The sequence below is a fragment of the Burkholderia sp. Ap-955 genome (assembly GCF_011753045.1).
GTDB lineage: Bacteria > Pseudomonadota > Gammaproteobacteria > Burkholderiales > Burkholderiaceae > Burkholderia > Burkholderia lata_D.
The window spans coordinates 1-24,703 of sequence record NZ_VWWH01000034.1; the positions used below are offsets into that span (position 1 = coordinate 1).

The window sequence follows — 24,703 nt, forward strand, 5'->3', positions numbered from 1 at the left end:
GCTGCGGGGCGGCCTGCCCGCCGTGCGCCGCGCGCGGCAGCGGCAAGGCGCGCGCACGCGCCTCGTCGTCCTGCACCGCCTCGCCTTCCTTCTGGGGCACGTATCTCATCGCCGTTCCATTTGCATTCGACACCGCGTCATGACGCGGCCGCCTTGATGTTGATGCGCAACTGCCCCGCCGCAACCGTGCAGTCCGCCGCTATCACGATGCTGTCCCCTTGCGGGACGCCATCGCGCAGCAGCGCAAGCTCCTCGAGATAATCGAGCCCAGGCAGACCCCGCAGCGCCGCCGCGACGTCCGACAGATACACGCCGCGCCCCGGCAACCATCCGTTGCCTTCGGGCCCGCCCGTGAGCGGATGCAGGAAGGTCCCGAGCGCGGTCAGCGCCGACTGCTCCACGTCCCAGGCGAGCGACGGATCGAGCGGCGTCAGCGTTGCGCTCACGTCGATGCCGACGTAATTCGGCCCGGAAACAATCAGCCGCGTCCCTGCGACGAGGTCCGCCGGCATGCGCGCTTTGATATAGCTCGAGACTTCATCGCGCAGCCCGAAGGATGGCGTGGGACGCGGCGCCTGGCTCGCCGGCAGGATCAACAGCGTGATCCAGCCGGGACGCGTGCGTCCGTTGCTGTCGCGAGTGGCGACAGCATGGGCGACGGCCACTGCCGACGAGGCTTCCCGCGCGAGCGTCTCGTAGTCGCTGGTGGTGATCGCGCGGCCACGCGAGCGCAGGGTGCCTGGCGCACGATCGTCGAAACTGCGCGGTGTTTCCCCATCGCTGCCGCCCTCCGCCGCGCGCACATTGGCCGCCGCCTGCACGCCCTGCAGCGAGCCGAGCAGCTGCGTGATGGTGTTGCGATCCACGTTGCCTGCCGACCCGCCACCGGTGCGAAACTGCTTCGCGAGGATCAGCGAACCCGCGGCCGGAATCTTGCCGTTGACGTTGTCGCCGAACAGGACCCGGCCGCTCGCGGCATCGATGACGTAGTGACGGTCGGCGGACTGCGACAGATAGAAGTACGGCACGCCATGCCAGCACACCCACACCTGCGAAACCAGCTTGTTGCGATCGCGCACGACACGCAGATCGCCATGGACGAAATCGGTCTGCGGACCCTCTTGCCCCAACTCGCGCTCGATCGTGTTCACGATGTCCGGATCGTCCGGCACGATGCTGGCGGCGAGGATGCGCCATTCGACATTCGCGCGCGCGCCGGCCAGTTCCTGCACCTCGATGCGCTCGCCATCGAGAACCGGAATCTGCGTGATCACGAAGATCTGCTCCGGCAGTCCGGAACTTGCGCCGAGCGCGAGGTCGTTTACCGTCTGTTGCTGCGATGCCCATACGGCGTTCGGCATCACCGCGTTCACAACTGGCTCGCCGGGCGGGCCGTCTTCCTTGAGCCGCGCGCGCAGCCAAAAGCGCGCGGCGTCGAAGCGCGCCAATGCCTGACTATCGTCCGCGCCGATCCACGACACGATGCCGGGCAGCCGAAGGTTGCCCGTCTCGTCGGTCGCGGTGACCTTGATCCAGCCGCCGCCGTTCCAGTATTCCCAGACTAGCGCTGGCCCCTCGTCGTCGCCCGGCTGCTCCACGATGTCGAAGTACAGACCGAGATCGGCTACCGGTAACTTGCGGTCGAAGCCAAGGTAAAGCCCCGGCGACACGTCCGCCACGGGATGAAACGGCAGGAAACCGTTGCCGGGCCACTGCGCTTCATACGTGTGGTCCTCGAACTGGAAGTCGTTATGCGTGAGCACGTGTTCGGCGAAATACGGTCCGTCGCTCCAGGCATAACCCAGCCTGAACGCGTTCAACGCCGGCGGCTGGACGACGACGTAGGTGAAGCTCGCGGCGGGCGCCCCCGCCACCCCACCCCCATCCGACGTGCCGGACGTGCCGACGTCGATCGTCGCCGTGAACCCGTAGCCGCCGCTTGCGAGGCGCGCGCGCATCCAAAGCCCGTCCTGCCCGCCGACCTTCGTCCTCGCCATGTCGTCCGGGACCGTGAATAGGATCTGCCCGGTCGCGTTCAGGTCGCTGGGGTCCCCCTTGCTGATCGTGGGATCCTGCGGGACCGTGCTCACCGTCAGGCTCGTCCAGACGGCGCCGTTCCAGTATTCCCATGCCAGCTCGTGCGAGAGCTCGGTCGACTTGTCGGCGCTCACCTGGTCTTGCGGTGTCTGCGTGCTCGCCAGTACGACCTCCACGCCGGCACCCGCCTTGCTGAAAATCTCGTTGCTCGAGAAGTAGAACGCGATACCGGGTTGAGGCATTTGCCCGAACGGATAAAAGCCCTTCGTCAGATCGAGTTCCGTCTCGTTCACGAACGCGTGATCCGGCAGCAGACCTCGTTGCGCGCCTGCGGGCGTGGCCGTGCCTGCCGCGCCGGAGGGCGCGATCGGGTCCACCGGCTGACTCAACGAGGTCTGCAGCCGGATGGCGGTGACTTCCGGCAGCACGCGCGCCGGGTCGGGCGGCAGCGGTTGTGTGAGCCTGCCGCGGATCCAGTAAGCGTTGATTCCCGCGACGGTGGTTTTCACGGCCTGAGCGCAATCGGTCTGCAGATGGAACGTGCCGCTTCTCGTCATGCTCATCGTACCGTCCAGACGCGGTTCGGCAATGCCTGCGCAGGCGGGGTTCATACCTTTGAAGCCGCGCCACACCACACCATCCCAGTATTCCCAGAGCAACTCGAGCGCGGAGATCGACGGCTGGGACAGCTCGAAAGTGACGTCGAGCGACACGGATCCTGTGAGCGCGAGCAGCTTGTCGTGAGCCAGATAGATGGCATGCGGGGTTGGCTGCATGAGCAGCGGGTCGAATAGCGTGACGGGCGTGCCCGACGCGAGCGCGGACGAATGATCGAGATACTGGTCGCGGCCGGACCACAGGCTGACCATCTGCACGAGGCTCGCCGCCATGATTCCCACCTCGCGCTCGGTTTCGAAAACGAGCGGCGCGGAACCTCCGCGCGGAGGCGGTGCGGCAACCTGTGTGCTTGCGGGCGCGACGCTGTCCGGACCTTGCGGCGTCGCCTGGAATACGAGCGGCGCGCGAGCACAGCGCGCAGGGACCAGCCCGATGCCAAGCAGATCGAAGAACGCCGTGCGGTTTTTCGCCGGCGCCTGGTTCAGGCGCTGGATCACGGCCTGCCGGTAGCGCGCGGCGATCCATGCGAGCCCGTTGCCGGCGCTGTTCGCGGCCGGCATCCAGTCTGCCACCCAGCCTGGATGGCGCGCAAAAATCTCGGCCACGAGATCGTTCAGGCCGCGCGAATCGACTGGCGCTTGTGGGTTCGTCATCATGCCGCCGAGCCCTCCTGCAGGAAGAACGGATACACCTGGTTGTACTGCGAATTGGTCGCGCGCACCCGGTAGGTCATGTCGATCAGCAACTGGTTGCGAGTCGACGTGTCGCTCGTGACGCTGACGTCGAGCACGTCGATGCGCGGCTCCCACGCAACGAGCGCTTCCTGCACGCGGGTCTGCACGAGATGCATGGTGGTGGCGTTGAGCGGCTCGAAGACGAAATCGTTCAGGCCGGCGCCAAAGTCCGGCCGCATCATGCGTTCGTTCCGATCCGTGCCGAGGATGATGCGAATGGCTTCATGAATATCGTCTTCGTACTTTTTGAGCGCTGCCCGGCCGTCGCTCGCAAGGCAAGGGGGGAATGCCCAGCCAATGCCGAGAAAAGCCTTCACGTCGTCAATACCGCCGTTCATTTGAATCACCCTCCGATCACGACAGTCGGACAGCCCGCCACAATGCTGTTCGGCGGCCCCGCCTCCGCCACGAGATCACCTTGCCGGACCGCCGCCATACCGTTGATGGAAACGGTCGTGCTGCCCATCAACACCACGCCGCCCACATGGGGCACCGTGCCCGTGACGAGCGAGCAGACATGGCTGTCCAGCGTCGCGCGCCACGCCGGCATGCCGCCGATCTGCACGTTCGGGCTGCCCGCGCCCGGCGGCCCGAGCGGCGTACCGTGACTCGTTAGGTCTCCTGTTCTGGCTGCAAGCGGCATGTCGACTCCTTATGGGCCTGGCGGGTTGATGAAGACCATCCCCCCTTTGATCGTGCAGTCGCCTTTTGCGCTGAGCGTTGCTTTGGCCGTAGCCTGCACCTCGACCTGCGCGCCTTGCAGGCTGATCTTCCCGGCAGGCGCCTTCAGCGTGATATTGCCGCCCAGCGTTTGCAGCGTGATGCCCGGCGGCGTGGCGCCCAGATCGAGCGTGATGCTGATGGCGCCGCCCGCCGTGCTGATGTCGATCTTCTTCGGGTCGATCGTGACGGTCTGGAATGTGCTGCTGGTGATCGTGATCGACTGCTTCGCGTCGTCGAAGGTGATGTTGTGGCCGATCCCGCCCGCCACTCCCGTCTGCAGGATCCGCTTCGTCGTGAAATCCAGCGGGTTCGGAGGCAGCTTCGTCGGCGGGCGGTCCAGCGTGTTCCACAGGCCACCCAGCAGATAGGCGTCGCGCGCATCGTTCTGATTGAACGCGACCAGCACCTCGTCCTCGATCTCCGGCAGCCACATGAAGCCGCGTCCGGCACCACCGCCGACCGAGACGGGCCGCGCCCAGACGTCGAGCTCGGGCAGCGACGGAATGCGCACCTGAACGCGACCGTCCAGCAGCAGGTTGGTATTGTCGGAGACCACCGCCGGCGCGACCGAGTAGCCGCTCTCCTTTTTCGAGAGCGCCTCACCGGCCCATTCAAGAAAGTTTGTCGCCATGCTTTTCTCCGTCGTTGACGTGACGTTTCACGTCGTGCCCGAAGGCGTCGTTAATGGATCGGCTGCCCTTGCACCCGCAGCAGTCGCGATGGGCTCTTCGGCAACGGAATCGAGCCGAACCACACTTCCTTGCGCGCCTTGAAGTTCGTCTTATAGCCGCTGCTGTCGAACACGTGGCTCGCTTCGGTGATACGGTACAGACCGCTGAACTGGTCGCCGAGTCCTTCCATGTCGACCACGCGCGCCGCCTTGATCGCCGGGTTGCCGATGGTGCTGCCGGAGGCGGTCAGACGGTTGTTCAGGCGCGGCAACAGGTCCGAGAGGATCTGCTGCAGCGCGAGCGTGAACCCGGTCGGCTTGATCGAAATGGTCTTCTTCGCATTGGCGCCAATCAGCTTTTCCAGATCGAGCGCGCCGGGATAGATCGACAGGTTGAAAGTCGCACGATCGAAATCCCAACCCACGACGATCACGAACTCCATCTTGATCGGGGCCACCCACACGCGTGCCGAAATGCCGAACACGTCGCCGACGGTGGTGAGCTTGGGCGAAAAGTCCATCAACGACTGACCCCAGCGCAGTGTCAGGCTCGGCGAGTAGTCCTGCAGCAGGAACTGAAAGCGCAACACACGGCCGCGCGGCTCCAGCGTATGGTCGATGTACACCTCCCAGCCGTTCTGCTTGCCGAGCCGCGTGACGAAATCGAAGTCGCTCTCCGAACTCTGTTTCGGCACACCATGTTGCGCGAGACCGGGCATCTGCAGATAGGTCGCGAGCGTCATCACCACCGAGAGCGCGCCGCCCACAGGATCGGGATACGGAATCAGCAGGTTGGTCGCGCTGACAATCGACGCGACCAGCGCATCGGGCAACGGCAGGTTATCGAGCTTCGGCGTCTTGACGTAGTACGCGCGGTCGGACTTTCCGTGCGTGAGCCGCTGCAGGAAGTCCTGTGCAACGATCTTGATGGTCGACATGCCGCTGCCGGGGAAGCTCGGCGAGACCCCCGTGATTTCACCGACGAACACCTCTTCCAGCGGATCAGGCGCGTAGCCGATCGACAGCGTGAACGGATTGTCGACCTGCAGCAGCGGGTGATCGAGGAAATGCAGGTCGCGATTGGCGAACGTGACTTCGACGCGGTCCGCGCCCTGCATCCCGTCCTCGTAGTTCACACTGATGACCGACGACGCGAGCTGTGGCGGCAACGGGTCGCCGTTGATTCCGATCCTGAACGCCGGAGCGTAGCGAGGGTATTCGGCCATGATCTAGCTCACGACTTCGGCCGTCGCCGGATCGACGAACGGCAGCGCCGGTATGCGCAGCGCCTGGCCCGCGGCGATCGAACGCGGATCGTCGATGCCGTTGGCAACGGCGATCGGGCGCCAGACCTGCGGGCTGCCATACATGAGCGCGGCGATCAGACTCAGCGTTTCGCCGCGTTTCACAATATGCACCTTGCTGAAATCGGCGGTCTGACGGTTGACCTCTTTCGCTTCGGTGTCCGGATCGATAAATTCGTTGAAGATGACATTGATCTTTGCGCGCACCGGACGGCCGTCGTCGAGGAAGCGGATGAACTTCTGCGCGGCCTTGACGAGCACGCAGCGAAACTGCAGCGACGCCCACGACACACGCAGTACGGGTGGCGCGTGCAAATCGGAGTCGATATCGAGCAGGCCCACGACCTTTTGCGTCTCCTCGCGTACGTCGCGCGGCGGCGCCGGTTCGTTTGTGTCGAAGAACAGCTCCATTTCCAGCGTGCGCACATTGCCGTGGACGAACTGCAACAGCGGTCCGCTCAGGCCAGGGATGCCCTGCGACGCAAAGTTGTTGTCCTTGTTCAGCGAATACTCTTCAGGATTGAAGAGGACGTCGAAGGACGCGCCGGTGTGCTCGACAGTGATCCGTGCTTTGGCGAGGCCCATGCATTATGCTCCGTCAGAATTTGCCCATCCGCTCGCGCCACGCGACCATCCGCTCGTCGATCTGCCTCATCACCTGATTGGCAATCCGAGCGACATCGGGGGTCGTCTCGCCGCGCGCGAGCCACGGCGCCGTATGCGTGCTATCCGCCCCCGGCGGGCGAATTGTGGCGCGGGCTTCGGACGCCTGCTGCGACGGCTCGCGTGCGAAGCCAGAGCCGAGCGGCCCGCCGTCCACACCATGCCGGTCGATAAGCCGGACGCGCATTGCAGACGGCACTTCGACACGCGTCGCGCTCCGCACGATGCTTTCCAACGTTCCAGTCGCCCATACGCCGCTCGCCAATACGCGCGCGACGCCGCGCACGCCTGGCGGTTCCGTGCCGGATTCGGCTAGCGCAATACCGCACTGCACACGCTCGACCATAGTCCGCACTCGTGCGAGCAATGACATCTGAACGCCAGGCGCCCCCCTCGGCAACAGCGGTGTGTGACCTGTGCGCACGGCAGGCGCAATCGCAACCACATGCCGCGCGAGACGCTGATCCACATGCGGCGACCCCGCCAGTCCGGCGCGCATCGCCGAGCGCCCGAGTGCACCGCCGCGAAGCGACGGCATCGTGGACGCACCCATGCTGTCGAACGCGGGCCGATGCGCCGGATGCAGATGCCAGGCGAACTGGAACGCTTGATGCGTATCGCGCACCTCGGTCGCAAACCGGGCAGCCTTGAGCTGCAACAGCCGGAACGTCGGCGGGCCTTGCCGGAACGCGGTACGCGCGAACCTGCGATGCACGCGCATTGCCCACGACAGCCAGCGGCTATGCGGCTGCAGCGGCAACCTCAGATGCAGCTTCGAAGGCAACCCCATGGGCGTTCTCTGCAGCGCCCGCTGCGGGCGCCGTCCGAACGGAATGCCAGTCTTCATTGCGTCAGGCTCCCGGCACCGTTTCGTTGATGCGCTGGTTGATCGACGAAATCTCTTCCACCCACCGGCGCCGCTCGTGATGCTCCATGTTCATCACGTCGCTGCGCGGCCAGTGAAAGTGATAGGCGAGAAAAGCTACCTCCTGATACAGCTGGTTCAAGGGGTAGCCCTGTACTCCCCCGGCGCATTCAACTCCACTGAAAACGCGTTCTCGCATCGCGGGCAGACGGCCGGAACGCTCGCGCGACCGTCGTGGTTGATGCGGTTGTAGAAGTCCTGCAGGTAGGCGAGATCCGACGCGTACAGCCCTTCGATCACCTTTGGCGTCACCTGGGCGAGCGACCCCAGGCTCGAAATCACGCGGGCCAGAAGAATCACGATCAGATAGGCTTCGTTGGTCTGCACTCGGGGGTCCTTGAGCGGCAGGATTTCGTCTGCCGCCGTCGCAAGACGCATCACACCTTCACGATGCAGGTTGCCGTCGGCATCCGCATAGCCCCACGGCAGCGTGAACTCAAACTCGGTCTGGAACACGATATCCCTCCAATGCGGCTAGCCCCTTTCCAGGCGCTCGCAACTGATGGTCAGGGTTTCGATGGCCACGTCGTTGCCCTTCGCGTTAAAGCTCGGGCCATCCCACTTGCTGGCCCAGCCGCCGAAGAAGTGCCATTGCACCTGCGGCTGCCCGGTGTCGTCGCACAGCGTGATTGTCCCGTTGCGGCGCTGGATCTGGCCGACCACGGCAGTGCGATGCCAGTCGTACAGCTCTCGCGAGTTGGTGGCGCCCCACTTGAGCGTGATGTCGGGAACGCTGGGCTTACCCGGCAGCTTGTGCACTTCGGTATCGCCGCCTTCGCGATACTCGATCACTTCCACATGAGATCCCAGTCCGCTGCATTCGCTGAAGCCCGCTTGCTGTATGCCGTCGATCTCAACCCGAAAACGGAAGCCCTTGAATGGGTCTACGCGTGTATTCGCCATAACAATGCTCCTTCAGACCGACTCGGTGACACTCGGACCACCCGGCTGCTGGATGATCCGGAACACGACGAATTCCGCGGGTGGCACCGTGTAGAGTTTGACTTCGATGATTAACTGGCCAAGCGCGATCACGTCCGGCGGATTCAGCTGCGCATCGATCCGCACGCTGAAGCCGTCTTCCGCCTTCACGCCTTCGAGCGCCCCGTTGTTCCACTGCGTCGTCAGGAAGTCCTTGACGAGGCGCTGGATCGTCGCCCACAGGGTTGGATTGTTGGGCTCGAACACGGCAAAGCGCGTGTCGTCGCGCAACGACGCCTCGACGAAATTCACGAAGCGCCGGATGCTGTTGTAGCGCCACTGCGTGACGTCGGAGGGCGCAAGGGTGCGTGCGCCCCACACCAAGATGCCACGGCCCGGAAACGCGCGAATCACGTTGACCCCTTGCTCGTTGAGCGGGCCCTGCACGTCGTCGGTCACCACGTCTTCCAGGTCGAGCGCCATCGTGACGGGCTCGTTCGCGGGCGCCTTGAACACGCCGCGCGTGTTGTCGTTATTGGCGAACACGCCGGCGATGTGGCCCGACGGCGGTACGCTTACGCGTCCGCTGCCAAGCGGATTGGAGATCTTGATCCACGGGAAGTACAGCGATGCCATGCCGCGCTCGGAATTCAGGTTGTTGCGCTGCGCGACGACCTTGCTGATATCCGTATTCGCACTGCTGACCGAGTCGAGAATCGCGAAGCGGTTCACGACTTTTTCGCAGTGCGCGATCATGTAGGACTGGATGTCCTGCGTGTCCGCGGCCGAGAAGTTCCCACCGACCGCATCGGGGATGCACAGCAGGTTGACGTCGGGCACACGCAGCAGCGTGTCGATCGCCTTGTGGTAATTCGCCGCGGTGATGCTCTTTACATCGTCGGCGGCACCACTGGCCAAATTCGTGGCGGCGATCACGAGGGGCCGGTTCTTCGATGGCGGCGTCGAGGTCGGCGGATCAGCCAGCGTGACGGTCACGACCTGCGAATTGACCACCTTGGCGAAATAGCGGCTGTGACGCGGATCCATGGCGAGCTTGTCGAACACTTCGGCGCCGGCCGAAGCGCTCGTGATGGTCAGCTTGAATTCGAGCGTTTTCGCCGTCACGACGGCGGGGGCAGCGCGATCGAGCTTGTGCGCCGCCGCCAGTCCCTGGGTCAGGGTGACACTTTTGGTGATCGTGTCCACCGTTCGCACGACCACGTCCTCCGCAACCTCCCCGTCTGCAGGATTAGCCGGGTCGGGACCAACGCTCAGACAACTGCCCGGCTCCATGCCGGTCACGTCGGTCAAACGAATGCGGGTCTGCCCAGCCGCCAGATCGGCGATATGCACGTCGCCGCCCGTGTAGCTGTTGGTCAGATCCGCCGCGAAGATGAGCCTAGCGCCACGCGTGCTTGCCACCTGGGCCGTCTCGCTGATCGCCGGGGGGCCAGCCTGCTCGACCACGACCGTGTCGCCTGGCATGAACTTCGCGGCGTCGGTGGCACTCGCAAGCTCGATCTGATTGCCAGGCAGACGAATGGTGCCGGCGCCATATGCATTCGCAAGAGCTGCTTTCAGCGTGATTGCCGCGCCGGCGATACTTGCCACCTGAGCGCGTTCGCTCTGCACAGGTGGCCCTGGCTGCTCGACCACGATCCAGTCTCCTGCACTGAATCTCGCTGCATCGGCGGCATTGGCCAACACCACGCCCGTGTTCGTTGCGCTGTTGATTGAGGCCGGTGCACTGATGGGACCTTGCCCGTCTACGACCCGCGCGGTGCTGTTGATGCTGGCATCGTCGACCGTCACGGTGATGCCGTTGCCCGCGACGCCCTCCAACAACGCCGTGACGACGAGCGTCGGCTTCGCATTCACAGTGTTGCGATCCTTCAGCGCCAGCGATGCCTGCACACCCGTTCCCACCCGCACGAAATAGCAGGTGGTGCCGTTTTCGTTGAAGAATCCGTTTACGGCATGGGCGGCATAAACACGAATTGGATCTTCGATGTAAGCGCCGAACGTATCCACGAACTGCTGCGCGTTCGTCAGAAACACCGGCTGGTAGAGCGGACCGCTTTTCGCGGGACCCACGAAAGCCGCGGTGCTCGTGCCCGCTGGCGCAATCGGACCGGGGATCTGTATCTCATCGATGTAGACTCCGGGCGCCTTGTTAGTCGCGACGAATGTCATTCCGGATACTCCTTTGAGGTCGATATCGTTACAGTGGCGCCAGGGTGACCTGGCACTCCAGCAGAGGGCCCGGGACCACCACGCCGCGGGTGTCGGACTGGAAGCCGACCGCGGTCACACGCAAGGTGTGCAGGCCGGCCGGCACGCCGGACAGCACGAAATTCCCGTCTCCGTCAGTCTTCGTGCGCAGACCGACGTCCAGCAGATCCACGAGCGCGTCCGGCACGCCGGCGCCCAGTGCATCATGCACTTGCCCGCCGATCTGGATCAGCGCATCGGGCGGCGCGCCCGCAACGGGCAATGTGCCCGTGGTCATCGTCGTCACGAGATAGTCGGGGACGTCGTCGAGAAGCGGCACGCTGATCGTCACCGTGACGGTCAGCGAGGCGCGCAGCCTGGTGCCAAGCGACGTCCAGAATTCCGCGAGGTTCTTCACCGCGTCGGGATGCAGCGCGACCATCGGCAGCGCCGGCTCCTGAATCCTCAGCGCGCCCTGCAGGAAGTTCGCCGGAATGGTGGGAAAGCGCCCGAACGTCTGCAGCGTTTGGGCTAGCAGCAGTTGCTCCTGCATCGCGAGATCGGCGCCGCCGACGGGCCAGGCGGTCGCCAGATAGGAACAGTCGAGGCGCATCGGCGCCTTGTGCGTGACCGACTGGTTGTTCAGCTTCTCGATCGTCAGCTCGTTGCTGCGCAGTTCGAGGTTCTCGCGCAGGTCGTAAAGGAACAGGTTCAGCGTCGTATGCTGGGGATCGAAACTGTCGTCCGGACGGTCGAACGTGAGCAATATGTCCTTGAGCGGCGCCGGTGCGCTTTTCACGAGGATCGCCTGCAGCGTCCGGCTGAGATCGTCGATCATGCTCGTCCCCTCGAAGTGACAGGCACGGACACGCCGTTCCACTCGATGTCGTTCAGCGTGCGGCCAAGCTTCTGGTACTCGCGGCGCGACGCCTTCATCAGATGCGGCATATGGATCGCGCCGCCGTCGGCTGCCGCGTAGAAGGCCGCCGCGCAGGCGATGCTCTTGATGTTGCCTCCCGCAAGCCGGACTGTGCGTGCGAGTGCGGCGAAATCGACGTCGTCGCCGAGCGGCGTCTCGCGCGGAAAGACCGTTTGCCAGACCCGCCTGCGCTCCGCTTCTTCCGGAAACGGAAACTCGATGATCACCTGCATGCGACGCACGAACGCATCGTCCAAGTGATGTCTCGCGTTGGTGGCGAGGATCGCGATGCCCTCATACTCCTCCATCTTCTGCAACAAGTAGCCGACTTCGATGTTCGCGTAGCGGTCGTGCGAATCCTTGACCTCCGATCGCTTGCCGAAGAGGGTGTCGGCTTCGTCGAAGAAGAGAATCGCGTTGGAATGCTCGGCCACGCTGAAAACGTGGTCGAGATTCTTTTCGGTGTCGCCGATATATTTGCTGACGATCTGAGAAAGATCAATCTTGTAGAGATCGAGACGCAATTCCTTGGCAAGAACGTCGGCTGCCATGGTCTTGCCAGTTCCGGGCGGGCCCGAGAACAGCACGTTGAGCCCCTTGCCGAGCGCGAGCTTTCGGCCGAAGCCCCAGCGCCCGTAAACCGTATGCGCGTGCTTCGCCTGCTCGCAAACTTCGCGAAGATGCTCGAGTCCGTCGGCAGGCAGGACGATGTCGTCCCATGTGTAGCGCGGCGTGATCTTGCGCGCGAGGCGGTTCAGTTCGTGGCCGCATTCGGCGCGCGCGGCCGCGCACAATCGCTCCAGATCGTCTTCCGAAGCGCCATCCGCCGTGCCGCTTGCTGCCGCGCTTGCTGCGCACTGCGCCGCGGCCCAGCGAGCGCTCACCGCCGCGCAGCGCACGGCGTCCGCGATCTGTTCGGCTGTGAGACGGAACCGGTCGCCAAGGAGCATCATTCCGGCGTCGGGTAGCTCAATCGATGCGTGGCTGAGCTCGGTCCGCCAGCATTCCATGGCCGAGTCGCGATCGAAGACGTCGAAGGCAAGCTCGAGCACGCCTCGCGTGTTCAGCGTGCACGGCGTCCAGGGCGCGATGCCGGACAGGATTACAATGCCTTCGTCTGCTGCAAGCAGGTCGGCGAGTGCAGTGCGCGCGGAGCCGGCTTCAGCGCCTGCCCAGGCATCGAAGCCGTCGAGATAGATCACCGCATTGCGCAGCCATGCTTCGCGAAAGACGACCTGAAGCAGCTCGCCCACATAGTTCGCTTCCAGTGGGCAACGCGCCAGCTCGACAACGAGAATGCGGGCTCCGCGCGCACGCGCGAGCTCTTGCACGGCGCTCAGTTTGCACACCGCGCTTGCGCCGCGGAAATACAGGCGCAACGGTTCGCTGGTCTGGCCGGCGTCGTTGGCAATTTCCGCCAGCGCACGATGGACACCCCGGTCCGCTTCGGTGACTTCGCCGCAGGCCGCGGTTTCCAGCATGCGGCAGTAACCGACGAGACGACGGTCGAGCGCGTCGTCTCCCAGCAGGAACTGAACGATCTGCTCATCGAGCTTGAGTTCGTGCGCGAGCAGCGGTGAGTGCGAACGGTTGAGGTCTGGCATCGGAAGGACGACGCGATGACGCACGAGCGGCGCGTCGGCTGAGAACCTCGAGCGCAACGCGAGTTTGTCTTCCGCGCTCGTCGAAAACAAATCGAGCGCCAGCTCCACGCTGGGCCGTCGGCGCGTCACATCGTCCTGCAGATATGCGTACAGCTTTTCGTAGCGCAGATCAAGTTCGGGCGCGAGCGCAAGCAACACAACGTCGACATCGAAGCCGGTCAGCCCGAACGCGCGCATCAGCCATGCCATCTTCGGGACTTCGATTGCGCCGATACTCGCAAGCGCGTCAGTCGACATGTTGGGTCTAAACCAGGGTTGGGCAGGCCGCCCGGCGAGAATCCGTTCGACATCGGCCGCATTGATTTGCAAACCGCGGTAGAAGGCGCCGGCCGGATCCGTGTCATCGACAGTGCCGGCTTCGCCGATTGCAACAGCCAGCAACTCGTCCAGCCTGCCCAGCGCGGCCAGCAGCTGCGAATAGTCTGTTGGGACGGTCGTGTCACGGTGGTCGGGCTCGACGACGGCGCTCATTGTTTGCCAACCTCTTGTTTAACATGCGTTCCCAACGAAATAACCTGTTCGGCGACTCATGTCGCGCGCCAATCGCGGATGGCGCGACGCAACGCATCGACCGACAACTCTCCCAGCGGCGTGCGCTTCGGCCGCAACTCATAGAGCTGCCCTGTCCTGCCATCGCTTGCAATCGTCAGCACCCGGATTCCCGGTATGCCGGACATCAACGGAGCGTATTCCTGCTTGGCATCCTCTTCGTTTTCGCCGACCACCACCACATCGGTGCGTGTGCGTCGCACCGCGGCCACCAGGTCTTCGCCTTCGGCGAGCCGGCCGACAATCGCCGTGCCAGGCACGGACTGAACGACCTGGCTGACAATGTCGGCTAGCAATGCAGGCATCGCGGCAAGCAGAACGCGAATTGGACGTTCCTTGTTCATGCTTCAGCGTAGGCGTACCTGCGCCGACCCGAAATGAACCGCCAGGTCCACGCGAACCGCAATCGAAGATCCATATCTTCCGGCCCCCCAACCAGATGCACGGCAAGGTCACTCCGCCGCGGAAAATCGCGTATGAGTGCGTCCCCGCTTTGGGCACGCGCCGACTGGTACACCGACATAGACCACTGGATTCAGATCGACGGATTCAGACCGGGCGCTCCGAACGCGGCACGGCATCGCGCCGCGTCCGAATGACGCCCAAACACACGAAGGGGATTCTGGAAGCGCTGCCAGCAAACCGATGTCGTGAAGACACCTGCCTCGCAGTTTCGATCAGGAGCGCTCGGTGCTGCTGCGCGCGCGCGCGGGTATTTCATTGCGGCGGCGAACCTGCAGTTTGTTGAGCATGTTGTGGATATGATTCTTGACGGTAGCTGTACCAACGTCGAGATGACGCGCGATCTCCTTGTTCGACATGCAGCGCTCAATCAACGGCACGATCTCTCTTTCTCGCCGCGTGAGCACCGAGCCATCCGCCGTTCGCGCCCGCTCGGCAGACAGCACCGACACGCGACGAAACAGGAGGCCCGCCACGCGAGCCGAGCACAGAAACTCTCCACGCACCGCACGGCACACCGCATCCACGAGTTCTTCCGCAGTGCCATCGCGCTCAACATAGGCGGCAATGCCTGCTTCGGCACATGCAATGACATCCTGATCCATTTCGGAAAGCGCAAAGACAACGACCTTCATGCCGTCGTTCGCGCAGACGCGACGCACCCAGCCCTGACATATCAGCAATGCTGCATCCAGCAGCACGACCTCGGCGCGATTTTCAACCAGCGCGCCAAGCGCAGTGGACGACGGCCCAGCACCCACGAGCTCGACCGACTCGTTCCCGGACAGCAGCAAGGCAAGCCCTTCCCGGTACAGCCGCACGTCGCTCAGAATGAAGACCCGCGGCCTCGACCAGGCCACCGCCGCGGCGAGCGTAGAGTCGCCTTGCATGGCGCGCGCTCACCGCGAGACGCATAGGGCTGATGGCGAGCGTTGCGTGTTGAACATGTCGGCCTCCGAAGGCAAATACGCAGCGAAACAATGTGAGCGCAGAAAAGGAAACGAAACAGCTATCCCCCCAGAAACTGACCAGAAATCTGCAAAGACGCTGATTTGTGTGGGAGCGAACAACGCTCGGCGTTGCGTACCATTCTTGACAACAGCGAACATCCATCGCATCAAGATAGTTTGCAAAATTCGAAGCGTCAATTCACCCGCGGACGCAGCACGCAGCACGCAGCACGCAGCACGCAAATCGTAGTTAAACGCTCTTTTAAGTTCAATATGAAATTCGTCATAAACAGTGTGCAGCGCAGTGGCGGCACGCTCAAGTATAGGAATATTTCAAAGTGTCGTCAGAAAATTAATCTAAAAGGAAACTTCACGCAATCCAATCGCATTGTCCGCATCAGAGCAGTCGTGAAATCGGCTGACCTGCCGACTACGAAGTCGATCAATTCACTGCCGCGCACCCCTCTCATTCCCCACCAATTGGGGTCACAACAAGGTAGTTGTAAATTCATATCATAAGCCTTTTGTTTATAAAGACATGCCAGACCATTTCGATTTTACGCAGCGACGTCTTTTCTTGCGCTAATCGGAGCGGCCCTCCGCGATCCGGACGACTCGCAATGGCCACCATCGAACGCACCACGTAACCGCGCTTTTCCGGGCTATGTCAGGCTGGCCAATTAAAGTCAAAATTATTAAAACCGGTTGGTTTCTCAATCAATATGTACTGACACCCGATTCTGCGATCATCCACTGACGCCAGGCGGCCAAGCGCCGCTTCAGTTCTGCTCGGTGACGCCCTGCATTCATCCGATGTCGGGGCAACGCGAAGTGCTGCCGGATCAGACCAAAACACGAGAGAAACGCCTGAGTCCGTGCCCGGCCGCGAAAGCCGCGCATCTGACGCTCGCGCCTGCGCGCGGGTTGATGTCATGCTCGACGGTTTTGACCTGATCCGCGAGCAGAGGGAAGGTATGCGCGACGTCACGCTCAACCGCGACGAGCAACACGCGTTCGCCGGCTCCGCGCTCGCACTGCACTACGACTCGACCGATGCCGACGCACCAGCTCCGATCACAGAAAGCCCGTTACTCGCGTCGCGCCGGTTCGAGGATCGCCGCGACGACCTCTGGACGGTCTTCAACCGCGTGCAGGAAAACCTCACGAAGGGTGACCCGCACGGACGCTCGCGCACGGGCCGCGCGATATCCACGCGCCCCATCACCGGCATCGACCAGAACGTGAAGCTCAATCACGCCCTCTGGATGCTGACCGACGCCATGCGCCAAATAAAAGCGTGAGCGCCAAGGGGCGACGGTGTGAACTGCACCCCCAAAGGTTGTAACAAGGTCCAACTTTTGGGGTGCAGTTCAGGCTGTCGCGCTGCCGTTTGATGACTCACAGAACAATAAGGCGCCGTGCCAGCTCGTCGAGCGTGGTGGCGAGCGTCTCGCCAAATTGGTCGACACCCGCCTGACTCAGTGCCGCCGTGCTGACGATGACGACCGCATCCCGGTGAAAATCACAATAATTGACGAAGTCGATCCAGCTGCTTACGTCGTCCAGATCACATGACCCACATTCGATTTCATCGTGGACGGCCTTCATGACATCGGCATCGGACGTGTCCGTCTCGACCAGCACGACATTGACATCTGTCCGTCGAAGGTAACCGACCGGCGCCAACGTCACGAAGCACCTGCCAACACCGTCTTTGCTTCCGCCGGTCATATAGATGGGGGGATTTTCTGTTGCCATGTCATACCTCAACAAGTTTTCGGTATCCGGGCTGACCGGAAATCCGAGAAAGCCCTGAACCTGTTGGCCCGCTCTGGTTATTCCCCTATCGTGCTTCTGTTGCGATTCAGCGCATGGCGGCTTACCGCGTGCCGAATCGACTTGCATGGACTTCCCACCCCGTGCCGGCGCTGCTGTGTGGTCTCGTGCCGTGTCCCTGTCAGCCCGTCGAATTCGCCCCTTTTCGTCCGCGCGGCGCATCGCATATCTCAGGGAATGAGACTCACGCCGATGCCTTCCTGCGCTCCCTCTTCTATCAGTTCATGCGGCGTGCATCCCTTCTCCCGCGCCGCGCTGATTTATGTACGGATCGATTTGACGCCATCCCTCACCTTGATCGGTTGATCGCCTTTCGGCTTTTCCGTCAGCGCATCCAGTCTGCGTCCGAACGCTTCCCACTGTCCGCGCGTGAAACTCCTGACAACCGAGATGGCTCGCTCCGGCACACAACCTTCACTGTATCTTGCGCAGGCACTTATGCGACGTTAACACCCGTTTTATGCAGTTTTCGGAGAGGACGGAATATATTGGAATGCATAGGAATATGGCGGAACAAGAAATATTTTTCTGCTGTTATTTGATGTCCCTTCGATGCACATGAAATTTCACGTTCCCGCCACTTGCGCACACGAGCGCAAACTGCATCGAGCATCATGTGCTCGTCGATTCGCATTGGAGGACGACCAGAATGTATTCGATGTCACCGGCGCGCGAACGCGATACTCATCCGTCTTGCCTGTGATTGTTACGCTGCCTCCATTCACGTTCATCAGATTTGCGCAGGCGTTCACGGCCATGCAACAACGAACGGAACAAGAGTCGCGCCTGCTCTACAGGCGGTGACGCGTCGAATGCACACTTCACTTATCGCACGCTGACAGGTTCTCTCCACGTTCCCACACCTGATGCAATCGGAATACTCGGCCGTGCACATGCCGCTTGCTTCTTTACGCTGCTTCTTTAAAATCGCGACGCACCGCAATTGCACCGGAGCGAATCTCTGTTGCACGTAACTTATACATGGCACGCACGGGAGTCACACTCGACATCGGAAACAATGTAAAAATCGAAGGATGGCAGGATAGGCTACCGCCGGTTTTGGGCGCCATGCGCTTCAAAACATACCAGCGTCGTGAACGAAGCTATGCCGCTCGAGCAGTTTCGAAACGAACGTGCTGACTGGCGGATGTGGCGGAAATGTGCGCTCGCATTATCGATCATGGGACTACCAGTAATCCGTCATCAAAGCGCGCCAATCAATATCCGGCCTCTTTCCAATACCGTACCGCGGGTATCGCTGCTGTTTCGCCGTCGCACCGCTACATGATGACGTAGCTGCTGCTAGCGAAATCAATCAACCACTCACACAACACCGGAACCATGTCGTCGACGGGGCGACCGATCTGAGGCTGCAGGGTGAGGACTTTTACGCCGATGCAGATCGCATTGATCACGCGTCTCGCAGCGTCGCGATCCTTGTCTGCCAAGAATTGATGACGCCGCCCCACATACATCAATGCCGACGTGTTCGCCTGCAATGTCAGCCGCGAGCCGTACATTCACAATGCTGGATACGTAACCCGGAGTCTCATTCGGAATTAGACGACGGGGCCGTACCCGCTTGGGAGGACCAACGCAGTTAAAAGATCGTCACGAGATACATAGCAGGATCGCTCGAACATCAATCGCGGAGCGGATACTGGGCCAACACGAATCGCACAAATGGCGCCAATTGGCCAGCCCGAAGCGGGGAGTGCTGGTTGTGTAGACTTAGTGTAGACGAGGCGAAGTCAAATAAAAATGGGGCACATGAAAAACACCTGTAACCCATTGATTCTATTGGCCCGCCCTACACGATTCGAACGTGTGACCTACGGCTTAGAAGGCCGTTGCTCTATCCAACTGAGCTAAGGGCGGTCGAGGAGAAAAGACACGGCTGGCGCGGGCTGCATTTGACACGAGGCATCGAGCAACGACAAAACCACCCAACTCGACGCCCCGAAACAAAACGGGCCCGGCATGAAGCCGAGCCCGAAATTATACCCGATCATCGCGCCACATCACGCGAGATCGACCTTCGCAGCATCAAACCGGCTGCGGATGCAGCATGAACCAGCCGAGGCAGAACACGCCGGCGATCACGCAATACACGCCGAACGAAGCCAGCCGGCCACGCCCTTCGAAATAGCGCATCAGGAACCGCACGCTCAGGTACGCGGCAATCGCCGTCAGCACGCCGCCGAGCAGCGCATCGGCGAGCTGGTCGCGCGCATGGAACAGCTTCGGCAGTTCGAGCACACCCGCCGCGAAGATGATCGGCGTACCGAGCAGGAAGGAGAATTCCGCGGCCTTCTCCGCCGTCAGCCCCGCGGCATTGCCGGCGATCATCGTCAGCCCGCTGCGCGAGAAGCCCGGAATCAGCGCGCCGATCTGCGCGAGACCCACGAAGAACGCCTGCTTGAACGTCATCTTCTCCGGTGCCTGATGCGCGCGGCTGCGCTGGATGCGATCGCCGAGCCACAGCAGCACGCCGTTCACGATCAGCGCGACCGCGACGATCCGCAGGTCGTGGAACACGCGCTCGATCCGCTTCTCGAGGAGCAGCCCGACGATGCCGGTCGGGATCGTACCGATGATGAGCGCCCACATCAGGTGCCCGTCGTCGTTCTTGCGGCCGCCGAGTTGCGCGAAGAAGCCGCTGATCAGCGCGATCCAGCGCGCGCGGAAATACCACAGCAGCGCCAGCGCGGTGCCGAGGTGCAGCGCGACGAGGAACGGCAGCAGTTGCGGTGCGTGCTTGTCGATGTGCATGCCGAACAGCGCCGGCACGAGCAGCGTATGGCCAAGGCTGCTGACGGGGAAGAGTTCGGTGACGCCCTGCAGGACGCTCAGGAATACCAGAAACCAGAGACTCACGCGTCGGTCCTTTTAGTGAAGTTTGAGCGGAAAGAGAAGCGGACGACGCGATGCGCGTCCGAAAAACGCGCCCCGATTATGCCGAGCCCGGATTACTGCGCCAAGGCATTTGGCTGGATATTGCGGCAATGCACACAAACGCTTGCAACTTGTAAGCAGCCAGAAAGCAAAAAGCCCGCCATTTGCATGGCGGGCCTTTCGACTTCGGCAGGAATTGCCGTCAGCGGCCGAGCTGATAGAAAAATAATACCGTGCTGCCGGTGAACATGCCGAACAGTGCGATACCCATTGCCATTGCCAGATCCATGGCCCCCTCCACGAAGTGTCATGACCCGGCAACATCACCGGTTTAGACGCATTATCCCGACCGTTGACGGTCTTAAAAACTCGCGATTTCCCGAGAAGGGTTTTCCCCGAGCCGCCACGGCCCGATAATGGAGCGCGCCATTCCCGTCCACCCGCCCAACCCGATTCGCCATGCCGACCTTCCAGCAACACGACATTCACGAACTTCACGCCGGCCCGTCGCTCGTCCGGGTCGCTCCGCAATTCGGCGGCCGCCTGCTGTCATGGGAGGTCGACCGCGAACCGGTGATCTTCTGGCCAGACACGGCCGACTGGAGCAACCTCGCACGCGTGCGCGGCGGCAACCCGCTGCTGTTCCCGTTCCTCGGCCGACACCGCGTCGACGGCGAACTCGGCCGCTGGCGCGACGCCGCCGGCGTGGTGCGCGACCTGCCGATGCACGGGTTCGCGCGCGACCTGCCGTTTGCCGCGCAACCGTCGGCCGATGGCGCCGCGCTGTCGATGACGCTCGACGCGACCGACGCGCTGCGTGCAAGTTACCCGTTCGACTTCCGGTTCGAAACGACCTACCGGCTGGCCGACTCGCACACGCTCGAAGTCGCGCTGACGACGACCAATCGCGGCGACACGCCGCTGCCCTACTACGCCGGCCACCATTTCTATTTCGCGCTGCCGCACGGCGAACGCGCCGAAACCACGCTCGAGCTGCCGCCCACGCATCGTTGCGCGCAGCAGGCCGACGGTTCGATCAGCACGCCCGAACCGGGCGAAGCCCGTTATCACCTCGACAACCCGGACATCCTCGACCGCTTCCACTGCCTCGACAGCGTGCCGGCCACACCGGTGCGCATCGTGATGCCGGGCCGCCGCCGCACGATCGAGATCGCGCTCGACGTGCCGGGTTCGATCCCTTGGTATGCGGTGACGACCTGGACCGAGAAGCCGGATTCGGACTTCTATTGCGTCGAGCCGTGGCTCGGCCTGCCGGATGCGATCCACAACGGCCTCGGGCTGCGCATGCTCGCGCCGGGCGCGACCGAAACGGCCACCCTGCGGATTCGCGTCCTCCCGCTCGCCGGCTGATACGTAGGCTGAAACGCCGTCAGGCAACGCGCCGAACCGGCGCGCCGCAGCCCGGATAACGGCCAAACTGCGGTGCGCGGGTCGAACCCGTTAAAATCGGATGTTTTGTGTTGCCTGCCGCGTCACGCGCGGCAGGGTTTTGCGAGGTTCAATGTTCGGAACAACAACGAAGCGACTCTTCGCAGCCGCCTGCGCCGCCCTGCTCGTCGCGTGCGGCTCCGCGCCTGTCGGCCCCGGGTTCTATCGCGTCGAGCGCGGCGATACGCTCTACAAGATCGCGCGCGACAACCGCACGTCGGTATCGAACATCGTGCGCTGGAACCAGATGACGAACCCCGATGCGATCGAAGTCGGTCAGGTGCTGCGCGTCGCGCCGCCGCCCGGCACGACCACCGCATCGACGCCGTCGACCACCGGCACCGGCAGTGCCGGCCGGGCCCGCCCCGCGCCTTCCGCTCCGGTCGAATCGGCCGTCAAGCCGGCCACGAGTATCGCGCTGATCTGGCCGGCCGCCGGCAATGTGGTCCGCACGTTCGACGGCTCGAAATCGAAGGGCATCGACATCGCGAACTCGCCGGGCACGCCGGTGGTCGCGGCTGCGCCGGGTGTGGTGGTCTATGCGGGTAACGGGCTGCGCGGCTACGGCAACCTGATCATCCTCAAGCACAACGCCGACTACCTGACCGCCTACGCGCACAACCGCGCGCTGCTGGTGAAGGAAGGCCAGTCGGTCACGCAAGGGCAATCAATCGCCGAGATGGGCAACAGCGACAGCGATCGGGTCGCGCTGCATTTCGAGTTGCGCTACGGCGGCCGATCGATCGACCCGTCACGCTACCTGCCGGCGCGCTGAGCACCCGATGGACGACACGTGATGCCGGCACGCATCGCGTGTCGTCACGGTGAAAACCGGGAAAGGTGATGTCAGCGCTTGCGCAGACGTCCGGTGAACCGGCCGGACAACGGATCGACGTGACGGGCAAACGCCACCAGTACGCCGATTCCTATCAGGCTGAACCCCGCAGCTATCAGAAGCAAATCCATGGTCACACACTGATTTTTTCGTGATCTTATGCGTCATTGTGGAATCGTGCACTGAGCCGTGGCTGTTGGACGAGTACGAAGATTCCCTACCCTCAGACGCCATTGTGGATTCGTCTGCGTGAAATCCTGATGTAAGCCGCTCGCGCGACGCCACGTTCGCCCCCAGGAGACACCTCGATGCTGCCCGCCGCCGACCGCTACGACGACCTGCTCTCCCGCTTCGCGTGGGACGTCCCGGCGCGCTACAACATCGGCGTGGACGTCTGCGACAAATGGGCCGACGGCAGCGGACGTCTCGCGCTGATCCACGAAACGGCGCAAGGCGACGTTTTCCGGATCACGTTCGACGACCTGAGGAATGCTTCTAACCGGCTCGCGAACAGCTTCGTGCGCGCCGGCCTTCGGCGCGGCGACCGGATCGGCATCTTTCTCGCGCAGGGCCCCGAAACGGCTATCGCGCACCTCGCCGCGTACAAGCTCGGCGCGATCGCGGTGCCGCTCTTCACGTTGTTCGGCGTCGATGCGCTCGAATACCGGCTCGCGAACAGCGAGGCGGCTGCGCTCGTCACCGACGCGGCCGGCTACGCGAAAATCGCGCCGCTGCGCGCCCGGCTGCCGGCACTGCATACCGTCTACTGCATCGGCGACGATGCGCCCGATCAGCCGGGCGTGCTGCGCTACGACGCGGCGCTCGCCGCCGAAACACCCGACTTCGTGCCGGCCGATACGGCCGCCGACGATCCGGCCGTCATCATCTATACGTCCGGCACGACGGGCAAACCGAAAGGCGCGCTGCACGCGCATCGCGTGCTGCTGGGCCACCTGCCGGGCGTCGAGATGTCGCAGCAGTGCTTCCCGCGCGACGCGCGCCTGTTCTGGACGCCCGCCGACTGGGCATGGATCGGCGGCCTGCTCGACGTGCTGCTGCCGTCATGGCATCACGGCGTGCCGGTGCTCGCCCGCCGCTTCGAGAAATTCGACGGCGACGCGGCGTTTGCGCTGATGGCGCGGCACGGCGTCACCCATGCGTTCCTGCCGCCCACCGCGCTGAAGCTGATGCGTACCGTCCCGGCACCGCGCGAGCGCTACGCGCTGTCGCTGAAATCCGTCGCGAGCGGCGGCGAGTCGCTCGGCACCGAGCTGACGGCCTGGGGGCGCGAGGCGCTCGGCGTGACGATCAACGAGTTCTACGGGCAGACCGAGTGCAACATGGTGCTGTCGTCGTGCGCGGCGCTGTTCGATGCGCAGCCTGGCGCGATCGGCAAGGCGGTGCCCGGCCATGCGGTCGCGATCGTCGACGCGGACGGCACGCCCCTGCCGCCCGGCGTCGAAGGGCGCATCGCGGTGCGCCGTCCCGACCCGGTGATGTTCCTCGAATACTGGCGCAACGCCGACGCGACGCGCGACAAGTTCGCCGGCGACTACCTGCTCACCGGCGACACGGGCACGATCGACGCCGCCGGCTTCGTGCGCTTCGTCGGCCGCGACGACGACGTGATCACGAGCGCCGGCTACCGGATCGGCCCGGGCCCGATCGAGGACTGCCTGCTCACGCATCCGGCGGTGCGGATGGCCGCCGTCGTCGGCGTGCCCGACGCGACCCGCACCGAGATCGTCAAGGCGTTCGTGGTGCTGAATCCGGGCCACACCGGCGACGATGCGCTCGTGCAGGCGCTGCAGGCACATGTGCGCACGCGCCTCGCCGCGCACGAGTATCCGCGCGCGATCGCGTTCGTCGACAGCCTGCCGATGACCGCGACCGGCAAGATCGTGCGCCGCGCGCTGCGCGGCGCGTAGGCCGGCCGCCACCCGTGCCGCCGGCCCGGCCGGATGGTTTATAGTGGCGCCACTACGCAGTCTTTCCAAGAAAACGATGTCCTCTGATCACCACTCCGACGCGGGCGCGTCGCACAGCCCGCTCTACGCCAAACTCCTCGGCGAAACCGCCAAGATCGACTGGTGCGATCTCGAACGCTTCTTCGCGCAAGGCAAGCTGCTGTCCGTGGCACGCGACCTCGATCTCGTCAGCGTCGCGGAAGCCGTTGCCGACGACGATGCCGAGCAGGTCACGCGCTGGCTGTCGGCAGGCCTCGTCGCGCGCATGCCGGCCGAAACCGCTGCCGATTACGCGGCGCGCAACCCGGAGCTGTGGGCGGTCGTCGTCTCGCCTTGGGTCTGCGTGCAGGAACGCGCCTGACGCGTCCGCC

21 protein-coding genes, 1 tRNA gene and 3 pseudogenes are annotated in these 24,703 nt (G+C 63.3%); 5 read left to right on the top strand and 20 right to left on the bottom strand.

Annotated features, from left to right (window positions below; translation table 11 throughout):
• Window positions 1–137: 137 nt before the first annotated feature.
• The 16 genes and pseudogenes from F3J15_RS19035 to F3J15_RS37800 all read right to left on the bottom strand — a co-directional run.
• The gene (locus F3J15_RS19035; protein ID WP_205190869.1) at window positions 138–3,311 is read right to left on the bottom strand and encodes a putative baseplate assembly protein; all 3,174 of its coding nucleotides are present in this window, start codon (window positions 3,309–3,311) and stop codon (window positions 138–140) included.
• Window positions 3,308–3,727 carry a GPW/gp25 family protein gene (locus tag F3J15_RS19040; RefSeq protein ID WP_166893430.1) on the bottom strand — a complete coding sequence of 140 codons (420 nt, stop codon included), beginning with the start codon at window positions 3,725–3,727 and terminating at the stop codon, window positions 3,308–3,310. The genes F3J15_RS19035 and F3J15_RS19040 overlap by 4 nt, the downstream gene beginning before the upstream one ends.
• A gap of 5 nt (window positions 3,728–3,732) precedes the next feature.
• The gene (locus F3J15_RS19045) at window positions 3,733–4,032 is read right to left on the bottom strand and encodes a PAAR domain-containing protein (protein ID WP_166893432.1); all 300 of its coding nucleotides are present in this window, start codon (window positions 4,030–4,032) and stop codon (window positions 3,733–3,735) included.
• A gap of 9 nt (window positions 4,033–4,041) precedes the next feature.
• A complete protein-coding gene (locus tag F3J15_RS19050; protein WP_166893434.1) occupies window positions 4,042–4,743 on the bottom strand; it encodes a phage baseplate assembly protein V in 702 nt (233 codons plus the stop codon).
• Window positions 4,744–4,793: 50 nt separating this feature from the next.
• Window positions 4,794–6,008: a hypothetical protein gene (locus tag F3J15_RS19055; protein ID WP_166893436.1), complete on the bottom strand. Its 1,215-nt coding sequence runs from the start codon at window positions 6,006–6,008 to the stop codon at window positions 4,794–4,796.
• Between the two features lie 3 nt (window positions 6,009–6,011).
• Entirely contained in the window at window positions 6,012–6,671 is a 660-nt protein-coding gene (locus F3J15_RS19060; protein WP_166893438.1) for a LysM peptidoglycan-binding domain-containing protein, read from the bottom strand.
• A 13-nt stretch (window positions 6,672–6,684) separates the two neighbouring features.
• A complete protein-coding gene (locus F3J15_RS19065) occupies window positions 6,685–7,596 on the bottom strand; it encodes a hypothetical protein (protein ID WP_166893440.1) in 912 nt (303 codons plus the stop codon).
• Between the two features lie 4 nt (window positions 7,597–7,600).
• Window positions 7,601–7,756 carry a DUF6760 family protein gene (locus F3J15_RS19070; RefSeq protein ID WP_240158911.1) on the bottom strand — a complete coding sequence of 52 codons (156 nt, stop codon included), beginning with the start codon at window positions 7,754–7,756 and terminating at the stop codon, window positions 7,601–7,603.
• The gene (locus tag F3J15_RS19075; protein ID WP_166893444.1) at window positions 7,753–8,130 is read right to left on the bottom strand and encodes a phage tail assembly protein; all 378 of its coding nucleotides are present in this window, start codon (window positions 8,128–8,130) and stop codon (window positions 7,753–7,755) included. The genes F3J15_RS19070 and F3J15_RS19075 overlap by 4 nt, the downstream gene beginning before the upstream one ends.
• 18 nt (window positions 8,131–8,148) lie before the next feature.
• Window positions 8,149–8,577 carry a phage tail protein gene (locus tag F3J15_RS19080; protein ID WP_166893446.1) on the bottom strand — a complete coding sequence of 143 codons (429 nt, stop codon included), beginning with the start codon at window positions 8,575–8,577 and terminating at the stop codon, window positions 8,149–8,151.
• Between the two features lie 12 nt (window positions 8,578–8,589).
• Entirely contained in the window at window positions 8,590–10,788 is a 2,199-nt protein-coding gene (locus tag F3J15_RS19085) for a phage tail sheath subtilisin-like domain-containing protein (RefSeq protein WP_166893448.1), read from the bottom strand.
• A gap of 28 nt (window positions 10,789–10,816) precedes the next feature.
• Window positions 10,817–11,644, bottom strand: a complete 828-nt coding sequence (locus F3J15_RS19090) for a Pvc16 family protein (RefSeq protein ID WP_166893450.1) — start codon at window positions 11,642–11,644, stop codon at window positions 10,817–10,819.
• Window positions 11,641–13,860 carry an ATP-binding protein gene (locus F3J15_RS19095; RefSeq protein WP_166893452.1) on the bottom strand — a complete coding sequence of 740 codons (2,220 nt, stop codon included), beginning with the start codon at window positions 13,858–13,860 and terminating at the stop codon, window positions 11,641–11,643. The genes F3J15_RS19090 and F3J15_RS19095 overlap by 4 nt, the downstream gene beginning before the upstream one ends.
• A gap of 56 nt (window positions 13,861–13,916) precedes the next feature.
• The gene (locus tag F3J15_RS19100) at window positions 13,917–14,282 is read right to left on the bottom strand and encodes a hypothetical protein (RefSeq protein ID WP_166893453.1); all 366 of its coding nucleotides are present in this window, start codon (window positions 14,280–14,282) and stop codon (window positions 13,917–13,919) included.
• A gap of 333 nt (window positions 14,283–14,615) precedes the next feature.
• Window positions 14,616–15,290: a response regulator transcription factor gene (locus tag F3J15_RS19105; RefSeq protein ID WP_166893455.1), complete on the bottom strand. Its 675-nt coding sequence runs from the start codon at window positions 15,288–15,290 to the stop codon at window positions 14,616–14,618.
• Between the two features lie 777 nt (window positions 15,291–16,067).
• A pseudogene (locus tag F3J15_RS37800) lies at window positions 16,068–16,280 on the bottom strand (IS6 family transposase); the annotation flags it as partial.
• A 2-nt stretch (window positions 16,281–16,282) separates the two neighbouring features.
• Between F3J15_RS37800 and F3J15_RS19110 the strand changes: the two are divergent.
• Window positions 16,283–16,651 (top strand): annotated as a pseudogene (locus F3J15_RS19110) (DUF932 domain-containing protein); the annotation flags it as partial.
• A 100-nt stretch (window positions 16,652–16,751) separates the two neighbouring features.
• Here the strand turns inward: F3J15_RS19110 and F3J15_RS19115 are convergent.
• The 4 genes and pseudogenes from F3J15_RS19115 to F3J15_RS19135 form a co-directional block, all read right to left on the bottom strand.
• Window positions 16,752–17,108, bottom strand: a pseudogene (locus tag F3J15_RS19115) (protein mobD); the annotation flags it as partial.
• Window positions 17,109–18,466: 1,358 nt separating this feature from the next.
• Window positions 18,467–18,706, bottom strand: a complete 240-nt coding sequence (locus F3J15_RS19125; protein WP_205190870.1) for a hypothetical protein — start codon at window positions 18,704–18,706, stop codon at window positions 18,467–18,469.
• Between the two features lie 281 nt (window positions 18,707–18,987).
• Window positions 18,988–19,064, bottom strand: a tRNA-Arg gene (locus tag F3J15_RS19130).
• Window positions 19,065–19,232: 168 nt separating this feature from the next.
• Window positions 19,233–20,063, bottom strand: coding sequence for an undecaprenyl-diphosphate phosphatase (locus tag F3J15_RS19135; RefSeq protein ID WP_039347620.1), 831 nt, complete (start codon window positions 20,061–20,063; stop codon window positions 19,233–19,235).
• Between the two features lie 477 nt (window positions 20,064–20,540).
• On the opposite strand from F3J15_RS19135, the gene F3J15_RS19140 reads away from it, so the two are divergent.
• From F3J15_RS19140 to F3J15_RS19155, 4 genes are all read left to right on the top strand, one after another.
• A complete protein-coding gene (locus tag F3J15_RS19140) occupies window positions 20,541–21,452 on the top strand; it encodes an aldose epimerase (protein ID WP_166893458.1) in 912 nt (303 codons plus the stop codon).
• Between the two features lie 151 nt (window positions 21,453–21,603).
• On the top strand, window positions 21,604–22,305 hold the full coding sequence (locus tag F3J15_RS19145; protein ID WP_027787858.1) for a peptidoglycan DD-metalloendopeptidase family protein: 702 nt from the start codon (window positions 21,604–21,606) through the stop codon (window positions 22,303–22,305).
• Window positions 22,306–22,673: 368 nt separating this feature from the next.
• Window positions 22,674–24,293: an acyl-CoA synthetase gene (locus F3J15_RS19150; RefSeq protein WP_166893460.1), complete on the top strand. Its 1,620-nt coding sequence runs from the start codon at window positions 22,674–22,676 to the stop codon at window positions 24,291–24,293.
• A gap of 76 nt (window positions 24,294–24,369) precedes the next feature.
• Window positions 24,370–24,693: a DUF2288 domain-containing protein gene (locus tag F3J15_RS19155; protein WP_069247660.1), complete on the top strand. Its 324-nt coding sequence runs from the start codon at window positions 24,370–24,372 to the stop codon at window positions 24,691–24,693.
• Window positions 24,694–24,703 lie beyond the last annotated feature (10 nt).